We start from the raw sequence: 7,957 nt of genomic DNA on the forward strand, positions 1-7,957 counted from the left end.
TTCATACCTGCAAAACGGAACTGACAAGAAGCTGGCTATAGGCGTCTTGCGGATCGTCCAGCACCTGATCTGTCAGGCCCGCCTCGACCACGCGGCCTGATTTCATCACCATAAGCCGATCCGCCAAAAGGCGAACAACGGCCAGGTCGTGGGTCACGATGATCGCCGACAGCCCCATGTCGCGCACAAGACCGCGCAGCAGATCCAGCAGACGCGCCTGAACCGACACATCCAGGCCGCCGGTGGGTTCATCCATGAACACCAATCGCGGTCCGGTGACAAGGTTGCGGGCGATTTGCAGGCGTTGCTGCATCCCGCCCGAAAAGGTTGTGGGGCGATCATCCACACGAGACGCATCGATTTCGACCCGGCCTAACCAGTCCGTGGCCTTGTCACGGATGTCGCCGTAGTGGCGCTCGCCCACTGCCATCAACCGCTCGCCCACATTGCCGCCAGCGCTGACGCCCATGCGCAGACCGTCACGGGCGTGCTGGTGGACAAAGGCCCAGTCGGTGCGACCAAGCATCCGCCGCTCTGGTTCTGACATGGTAATTGTGTCGCGCCGGCCATTGGTGCGCGTATCGAACACCACCTGCCCTGCATCGGGGGCCAAATGTCCTGCCATGCAATTGAGCAAGGTGGATTTGCCTGACCCGCTTTCGCCCACGATCCCCATCACCTCACCGGGATAAAGATCGAAAGACACATCCGCGCAGCCGATATGCGCGCCATATCGCTTGGTGAGGCCCTGAACAGAGAGCAAAGGTGTCATGCTGCGTCCTTTCCTTTATGTCCTGCGGCTTGGCGGGCTTCGCAGTAATCGGTATCAGAGCAGACAAACATTCGCCCGCCTGCGTCATCTATGATCAACTCGTCCAGGTAGCTGTCGGTCGCGGCACACATCCCGCAGGGATGATCCGCCTTTGATGCCTCGAACGGGTGATCCTCAAAGTCGAGGCTGACCACGTGGGTATAGGGGGGCAGCGCATAAATACGCTGCTCGCGTCCTGCGCCAAAAAGCTGGATCGCCGCCATATCGCCGAGCTTGGGATTGTCGAATTTCGGGATCGGCGATGGGTCCATCACATAGCGACCTTCGACCTTGACCGGATAGGCGTAAGAGGTCGCGATATGACCGTGGCGGCTGATATCCTCATATAGCTTCACATGCATCAGCCCGTATTCTTCAAGGCTGTGCATCTTGCGGGTCTCGCTCTCGCGCGGTTCCAAAAAGCGCAAGGGTTCGGGGATCGGCACCTGATAGACAAGGATCTGGCCCTCGTTAAGGGCGTCTTCGGGGATGCGGTGCCGGGTCTGGATCACGGTGGCGTCGGCTGTCACGGTGGTCGTCGCAACCCCTGCTGTGCGTTGAAAGAAGGTCCGGATCGAAACCGCGTTCGTTGTGTCATCGGCCCCTTGGTCGATCACCTTGAACGTGTCTTTGGGCGTGAGCACCGCCGCCGACACCTGCACGCCACCGGTGCCCCAGCCATAAGGCATCGGCATCTCGCGCGAGGCGAACGGCACCTGATAGCCAGGAATGGCAAGCCCCTTGAGGATTGCACGGCGGATCATGCGTTTGGTCTGCTCGTCCAAGTAAGCGAAATTGTAGGCTTGATCAGTCATAAAAAGGCCTCAGTCCGTTGGCAGGATGAAGGATGGAATTTTTCAGTGACCTGCTCGTTGCCGTTCGTGATCATCCCGGCGCAGTTCTGATATGCATCGCCTTTCCCGTCGTCCTGGCAATTCTCTTCAAGGGAGATGGTCCAAGTGGTGGTTGGTTTGCCGGAGGCGACGACGGCGATTGTGGCGACTAACGTCATTCCGCGGCCTCCTGCACCTGATCGGCCCCGGCCTCACGGCGGAGCTTGCGCACCAGTTCCAATTCAGACTGAAAATCGACGTAATGGGGCAGTTTGATATGTTCCAGGAACCCCGTCGCCTGAATATTGTCGGCATGGGCCAGCACGAACTCGATGTCCTGGGCCGGCGCCCCCTGGTCATCCTCGCCCAATTCCTGCCATCGCATGGCCCGGTCCACCAGCGCCATGGAGATCGCCTTGCGCTCGGTCTGGCCAAAGACCAGTCCGTAGCCGCGGGTGAATTGGGGCGGCTCAGTCTTGGAGCCAGTGAACTGGTTTACGGTCTCGCATTCAGTCAGGGTGACCTCGCCAATCTCGACGGTAAAGCCCAGTTCCGGTATGTCCATCTCGACGGCCACCGCGCCTATGCGCAACTCGCCCACGAAGGCGTGGTTGCGGGCATATCCGCGCTGGGTGGAGTAGGCGAGACCCAGCGTGAAGCCCTCGTCGGCGCGGGCCAACGCCTGCAGCCGCAGGGGACGGGCGGCAGGAAATTCCAGCGGCTCACGCGTCAGGTCAGGGGGCGTGTCCTCCCGGAACGGTTGCTGGTCTCGGCGGGCATCTTCGGCGCTGAAGCGCAGGCCGTCGCGCGTGATATCGGCTGGCGCATCGGCCGTCGCAAGGCCCGGTCCCGCCTGTTCGATCAGGCCTTCGCGGTTCAAGAAGCTGGTAACATGGGGGACAGGCGCGTCGCTCGCTTCGCGCGTCGCGGCCTGCGGCACCTCGCCATCCGCGGCCAGTTTGAAATCCAGCAAACGGTGTGTGTAGTCAAATGTTGGCCCAAGAACCTGCCCGCCGGGCAAGTCCTTGAAGGTGGCCGAGATGCGTCTGTCGCAGGCCATCGCGCCGGTATCGACAGGCTCGGACGCGCCAAAGCGGGGCAGGGTGGTGCGATAGGCGCGAATAAGGAAGATCGCTTCGATCAGATCGCCCCGTGCCTGCTTGATCGCAAGTGCCGCAAGGTCTGGATCATAAAGCGAGCCTTCGGCCATGACACGATTGACGGCAAGGCTCAGTTGCTCGCGGATTTGCGCGATGCCGAGTTCTGCGATATCCGTGTTGCCCCGGCGTTCTTCGGCGAGCCAGGCATGGGCATTCTCGATTGCCCGCTCTCCGCCTTTGACTGCAACATACATTTCAGGATGTTCCTTCTTGCGCTACCGCTTCGCTACTTGCGCGCGAAACTTTGGTCGAGCGGGGCAAAGCCGCGAGGCGTGCACCACAGGTAAGAATGAAATCCAGACCCAGTGGGAACAGGGTCCGGTTGGCCTGAAACGCCTCCACGTCTGGCAAGGAAAGCGTTGCTTGATCCTTGATGCCAGGACCCGTCAATGTTGCTCCTGAAGCGGCAAGCTCGGAACATTCCACGATGAGCGTGGCCGAGCGGTCGGGGTATTCGGATGTGCCGATCGGGTAGACCGCGAGCGGCGCGAGCGCGTCCCACTTGCCAACCGCAAACATACAATGCGCGGGGCCAACAAAAGGCGCGCCCGTGTGAAAAGACAGCCACGCCCGCACCGCGCCGCAATCCATATCGCCAGCCAGATACACCGGTGTTTCCGTATCGCAGAGCGTCAGCAGAACGGTGCCCATCGCGGGCGACAGAGGGGCCGGGGGTGCTGCCCCTTCGATATCGTGAATGGTGCCCGGACGCGCCATGGCCTCCATCACACTGCGAAAGGCGTGGGCTGACCCGATGGCTGGATCGGCAAAGCCGCCGGAGAGGGTGCTTGCCTGCATCAGTCGTCTCCTCGGGTCATGGTGAAGAAATCAACTTTTGTCGCGGCTGCCTTGGCCGCGCGGGTGGCTTTCGCCGCGGTCATCCCGGCTTCCAGGGGCTCAAGAACCGCCTCGCGCAGTCTGCTTGCCATTGCGGTTTGCATAAGCGCATCGACCAGCGCGGCGACCTCAGCATCTGCCTTGCGACGCCCCTGGATATAGCTGTGCCCGACTTCGCCGGTTTCCAAGGTCAAAGCGCAGCGGGTTATCGTCATCTCGCCCAGATTGAAGGAGGCACCGGTGGCACCCGCGCGCGCGCGCACCATCGTGCTGCCAATCTCTGGTGCGCGCAGCCATGTGAAAGCGGGGCGCGATATTTCAGCATCCAAAAGGGCGGCCACACGGCCTTCGGGCGCTTTGGCCAGTAGACCCATCCATGCCTTGCGGGGATTATTTTCGCTCACAGTGTCTTTCATCTCGACAATTTGTCTCTTTCCTATACAACTATACATATCTTATCATATTCATGCCCTCATGACAGAAGAGATTTGTGAAACTTGCGTGACGGTTCCGCCAAAACCCCTATCTGGAAAGCAATCGCCAATGCATTGCGCAGCGACGTGGCCGAAGGGCGCTATAGCCCCGGTGACAAGCTGCCGACCGAAGGCGCGCTGGCAGACCGCTTCGGCGTTAACCGCCACACCGTGCGCCACGGGATTTCTGTATTGGTTAAGGAAGGTCTGGTGCGTACCCGTCGCGGTGCAGGGGCCTTTGTCGCGGCCACGCCAACCGACTATCCCATCGGAAATCGGGTTCGTTTTCATGAAAACCTGATCGCAGCAGGCCGCAGGCCAGAAAAGCGTGTGCTTGCGTTGGACGAGCGTGCTGCGACGATTGGCGAGGCTCGGGCGTTGCAAATTCAGGCAGGCGATCCGGTTTTCGCCTATCATGGGCTTTCATTGGCAGACGGTCAGCCGATTGCCGTATTTGAGAGCCTGTTTCCGATCCTTAGGCTTCCGGGGATTGCCGCTGCATTGAAGGACACAAGTAGCGTCACACAAGCTTTGAGTATTGCGGGGGTCGACGACTATACACGTGCCTCAACCCGCTTGACAGCAGTCCGCGCCACGGCAACCCATGCGCTGCTTTTGCATGTTTCCGAAGGCGATCCGCTGCTGAGGTCTTCCGGTGTAAATCAATGCGAGCGCGGGCAACCGGTAGAATACGGTCGCACCTGGTTTGCAGGTGATCGTGTCACACTGACGCTTGAAGCGTGAGGGTTGGGCGATTGGCACTTCGGTCGCTTTTGGCATGCTTGTGCAGGGTGCAAGCGGCGTGGCCGCGATCCTGGCCTGCCCAAAGGGCGCAAGGGCGCGAAATTTTCGGAAGTGTTTTCGAAATCTCCCAATGTGAACTGGCGCGGCACCGGTATGTCCGTGCGGTGCCCGCGATGTCTGGTTCTTCGTTGGCATCCCGGTCTATTTCTACGCGGTGCAGTCGGATGGCACGCTTGAGGGCAACCGCGCCGCGTTCTTCATGATTGGGCCGATGATGGCCCTTTGGGTGATCCTCTATGGCGTTGTTCAGGCCAACGCGCCGCGCATCTTGCGGGCAAAGAACCGGTCCGAGGCTGACACGCGCGGCTGTCACCGCCGGAGAGCCGCAAATGTGGCTTACCCCCGTGCTTATCGTCGGATTGCCGATCTTCGCGCTGAACGCGTCTCTTTATTCCTGGCTGATCCTGTCTTTCACCAAGGCAAAGCGGGTCACGATGGATTTGGGCCTTTACTGGATGGCAAATGCAGGCGGGCACGCGGTCGGGTTTGACCTGTCAAGCCGGAGGACTGCCGCTGATGCTGGGAACAGCGTCGGCCACAACGGTTGGATTTTTACGGTCGCAAGAGGCCGACAAGCGGTCTTGCGGTGTGGTGGTGTCTTGCACGTATACCATGGCAGGCCTTGGCTATCCGCCATATTTTTTCAGAAACGCTTCGGCTTCAAGCGTTCGGAAATCGTCCAGAGCCACACGCAGCGCATCGTGTGGCCAGTCCCACCATGCAAGCGCGATAAGGCGGTCTGCAATCTCACGCGGCTGGCGCAGGCGCAGCGGTTTGGCCGGGGTGCCCGCGACGATGGTGTAAGGGTCCACGTCTTTGGTCACCACCGCACCGGCGGCCACAACAGCGCCGTGCCCCAGTGTCACGGCGGGTTTGATCATCGCGCCGGCCCCGATCCATGTGTCATGGCCGATATGTGCGATGCGTGATTGGCGATGCGCAAAGAAGGCTTCGTCGCGTTCTGTGTCATCCCAATAATCTGCAGAGCGATAGAGGAAATGGTGACAGGCGGCAGTATGCAACGGGTGATCTGTGGCTCCGATCCGGGCAAAGGCTGCGATATTGGCGAATTTGCCAATCTGAGCGTTCGCCATATCGGCGTAGCGGTCGCAGTAGCTGTAATCCCCAAAAGCGGAATGCGCGACACGACTACCCTTGCCGATCTCGACATACGCCCCGAATGTGCTGTCTGTGATCTCGCACTTGGGGTGAATGAAGGGGGTATCAGCGGAAAGGCGCGGCATGGTCAAAATGCGCGTTCTTCGCCGGTGAAGCGAAAGAACTTTCCGGTGTCTTGGATCGTCAGGCGCTCTACGATGGCCAGGATGCCCTTGGCGACCTCATCTGGGTCTTCTTCGGCCTCTGTTCCCCCCATGTCCGTGCGCACCCAGCCGGGATCGACCAAGACCACTGGGATGCCTTCGGGTTCCAACGCCGTCGCCAAGCCTTGCATGACCTTGTTCACCGCAGCTTTGGAGGCGCGATAGGCGATCCGGTCTGCCTTGCGGTAGCCCAACCACGCCATCTGGGATGACACTGTCAGGACTTTGGGCGCAGGGCTTTCCCGCAATCGGTGTATCACAGCCTGTGCAACCGCCAAAGGGGCGATGGTATTGACGGCCATTGTGTGCGCGAACCCTGCAAAATCCATGTCTAAAGGAGACTGGCGATCTGGCGTGATGACGCCTGCACTGTTGATCAGGACATCCAAGGGGCCGATATCTGCCAGCTGCTCTGCAATCGCCTCTGGATCATCGAGCGCCAGCGCGAGCGTACCGCGCCGGGCGTCTCTGGTTGTACCAATCGGAGTGTGTCCTGCGGACTTGGCAGCGCGAAGAAGCGCCGCGCCAATCCCCCGGTTACTGCCTGTCACGAGGATCCGCGCCATCAGTCCTTGCGCCCGATCAGCTTGCTGCGCAACCATCCCGAGAACCAATCCATGAACATCACCATGGCGATGATCAACATGATGTAATAGGCGACTTCCTCCCAGTCTTTCTGGGTCTGGATCGCTTGTGTCAGCATCAGGCCGATGCCGCCACCCGTGATCGCGCCGATGATGGTGGCAGAGCGGGTGTTGGATTCGAGGAAGTAGAGGATTTGCGCCAGCAGCACCGGCACCACCTGCGGGATCACGCCAAAGCGATACCGTTGCAGTGGTTTGGCCCCGGTCGACGACACGCCCTCGATCTGTTTCTGATCAACGTTTTCCAGCGCTTCGGAGAAAATCTTGCCGAATGTGCCGGTGTCGGTGATCAGGATCGCCAACGCGCCGGTGAGCGGACCGGGGCCAAAAGCGCGGGCCAGGACCACCGTCCAGATCAGGGCATCCACCCCGCGTACGAAATCGAACAGGCGGCGGGTCGCGGCACGCAATACCATCACCGGAGAGAAGCGCTTGGCGGCGAGAAAAGCCAGCGGCAAAGCGATGATCGCCGCGCCCATGGTGCCGAGAAAGGCCATCAGGATCGTCTCGCCTATGGCCCATGCGACGTCCTTGTGACGCCACATGGCATTGTTCCACCAGTCCGATATCGCGCCTGAGATGTTTGACCGTGCGGGGTCCAGACGCTCGCCGAACAACAACGTGCCAAGGCCGTGCCCGTGGTATGGGCTGTCTAATGTGAACCAGAACAGCTCCCACCCGGGAAAATAATTGAAAACCTCGGTTCTGGCACCGGTCAACGTGATGCGGCCTTCGGGTGTTGTGATCCCCAAACGGCGGTTGGAGGCGGAAATCCAGTTGGGCAGGTCATCTGGCAAGTTCGTTGTCAGGCTGCGGCCTTCCGCCTGCACCTCGATCATTTGAAATCCGGGAATTTCGATTTCGGTCCGGTTGTCTGGCAGATATCGCACGACATGCTCGCCCCCAAGATCAATGGTGATGACCTCATCGCCGCTGACCCAATCGGGGCGCTGGCCATCGGGGTAGGTGCCTTTGCGTTCTCCCTCCACGGCATAGGTGATCTCGCCCGAACGATTTTCGCGGGTGACATGCACCTTGTGGGACCAACTGTCAGAGACCAGCGTCACAGCGTT

Annotated in this window: 10 protein-coding genes and 1 pseudogene; 2 read left to right on the forward strand and 9 right to left on the reverse strand. The window is 60.2% G+C overall.

What is annotated here, in order from left to right; all coding sequences use genetic code 11:
- Position 1: 1 nt before the first annotated feature.
- Genes phnK through phnG form a run of 6 tightly spaced genes read right to left on the reverse strand, consistent with a single transcriptional unit; the run spans position 2 to position 4,057 of the window.
- Entirely contained in the window at positions 2 to 772 is a 771-nt protein-coding gene (phnK, locus tag ACTG4B_RS11880; RefSeq protein WP_439155915.1) for a phosphonate C-P lyase system protein PhnK, read from the reverse strand.
- Positions 769 to 1,626: an alpha-D-ribose 1-methylphosphonate 5-phosphate C-P-lyase PhnJ gene (locus ACTG4B_RS11885; protein WP_439155916.1), complete on the reverse strand. Its 858-nt coding sequence runs from the start codon at positions 1,624 to 1,626 to the stop codon at positions 769 to 771. Before ACTG4B_RS11885 ends, phnK begins: the two co-directional genes overlap by 4 nt.
- Positions 1,623 to 1,823 carry a hypothetical protein gene (locus ACTG4B_RS11890; RefSeq protein WP_439155917.1) on the reverse strand — a complete coding sequence of 67 codons (201 nt, stop codon included), beginning with the start codon at positions 1,821 to 1,823 and terminating at the stop codon, positions 1,623 to 1,625. Before ACTG4B_RS11890 ends, ACTG4B_RS11885 begins: the two co-directional genes overlap by 4 nt.
- Positions 1,820 to 2,998 carry a carbon-phosphorus lyase complex subunit PhnI gene (locus ACTG4B_RS11895; protein ID WP_439155918.1) on the reverse strand — a complete coding sequence of 393 codons (1,179 nt, stop codon included), beginning with the start codon at positions 2,996 to 2,998 and terminating at the stop codon, positions 1,820 to 1,822. The genes ACTG4B_RS11890 and ACTG4B_RS11895 overlap by 4 nt, the downstream gene beginning before the upstream one ends.
- A 1-nt stretch (position 2,999) precedes the next feature.
- Positions 3,000 to 3,602, reverse strand: coding sequence for a phosphonate C-P lyase system protein PhnH (gene phnH, locus ACTG4B_RS11900; RefSeq protein WP_439155919.1), 603 nt, complete (start codon positions 3,600 to 3,602; stop codon positions 3,000 to 3,002).
- Positions 3,602 to 4,057 carry a phosphonate C-P lyase system protein PhnG gene (gene phnG / locus ACTG4B_RS11905; RefSeq protein WP_439155920.1) on the reverse strand — a complete coding sequence of 152 codons (456 nt, stop codon included), beginning with the start codon at positions 4,055 to 4,057 and terminating at the stop codon, positions 3,602 to 3,604. Before phnG ends, phnH begins: the two co-directional genes overlap by 1 nt.
- Before the next feature lie 81 nt (positions 4,058 to 4,138).
- On the opposite strand from phnG, the gene phnF reads away from it, so the two are divergent.
- Entirely contained in the window at positions 4,139 to 4,858 is a 720-nt protein-coding gene (gene phnF, locus ACTG4B_RS11910; RefSeq protein ID WP_439155921.1) for a phosphonate metabolism transcriptional regulator PhnF, read from the forward strand.
- A gap of 72 nt (positions 4,859 to 4,930) precedes the next feature.
- Positions 4,931 to 5,452 (forward strand): annotated as a pseudogene (locus ACTG4B_RS11915) (organoarsenical effux MFS transporter ArsJ); the annotation flags it as partial.
- Between the two features lie 92 nt (positions 5,453 to 5,544).
- Here ACTG4B_RS11915 and ACTG4B_RS11920 read toward each other — a convergent pair.
- From ACTG4B_RS11920 to phnE, 3 genes are all read right to left on the reverse strand, one after another.
- Complete coding sequence (locus ACTG4B_RS11920; RefSeq protein ID WP_439155922.1) at positions 5,545 to 6,162, reverse strand: DapH/DapD/GlmU-related protein; 618 nt, start codon at positions 6,160 to 6,162, stop codon at positions 5,545 to 5,547.
- A gap of 2 nt (positions 6,163 to 6,164) precedes the next feature.
- Positions 6,165 to 6,806: an SDR family NAD(P)-dependent oxidoreductase gene (locus ACTG4B_RS11925; protein WP_439155923.1), complete on the reverse strand. Its 642-nt coding sequence runs from the start codon at positions 6,804 to 6,806 to the stop codon at positions 6,165 to 6,167.
- Positions 6,806 to 7,957 (reverse strand): phosphonate ABC transporter, permease protein PhnE (gene phnE / locus ACTG4B_RS11930; protein ID WP_439155924.1); only part of this gene is annotated, 1,152 nt, incomplete at its 5' end. The genes phnE and ACTG4B_RS11925, both read right to left, overlap by 1 nt.

This window comes from Yoonia sp., from assembly GCF_965660735.1.
Lineage (GTDB): Bacteria > Pseudomonadota > Alphaproteobacteria > Rhodobacterales > Rhodobacteraceae > Yoonia.

Excerpts from the sequence above, each read along its gene's own strand:
- phnK (WP_439155915.1), bottom strand. The coding sequence starts at position 772 with ATGACACCTTTGCTCTCTGTTCAGGGCCTCACCAAGCGATATGGCGCG.
- ACTG4B_RS11885 (WP_439155916.1), bottom strand. The coding sequence starts at position 1,626 with ATGACTGATCAAGCCTACAATTTCGCTTACTTGGACGAGCAGACCAAA.
- ACTG4B_RS11890 (WP_439155917.1), bottom strand. The coding sequence starts at position 1,823 with ATGACGTTAGTCGCCACAATCGCCGTCGTCGCCTCCGGCAAACCAACC.
- ACTG4B_RS11895 (WP_439155918.1), bottom strand. The coding sequence starts at position 2,998 with ATGTATGTTGCAGTCAAAGGCGGAGAGCGGGCAATCGAGAATGCCCAT.
- phnH (WP_439155919.1), bottom strand. The coding sequence starts at position 3,602 with ATGCAGGCAAGCACCCTCTCCGGCGGCTTTGCCGATCCAGCCATCGGG.
- phnG (WP_439155920.1), bottom strand. The coding sequence starts at position 4,057 with ATGAAAGACACTGTGAGCGAAAATAATCCCCGCAAGGCATGGATGGGT.
- ACTG4B_RS11920 (WP_439155922.1), bottom strand. The coding sequence starts at position 6,162 with ATGCCGCGCCTTTCCGCTGATACCCCCTTCATTCACCCCAAGTGCGAG.
- ACTG4B_RS11925 (WP_439155923.1), bottom strand. The coding sequence starts at position 6,806 with ATGGCGCGGATCCTCGTGACAGGCAGTAACCGGGGGATTGGCGCGGCG.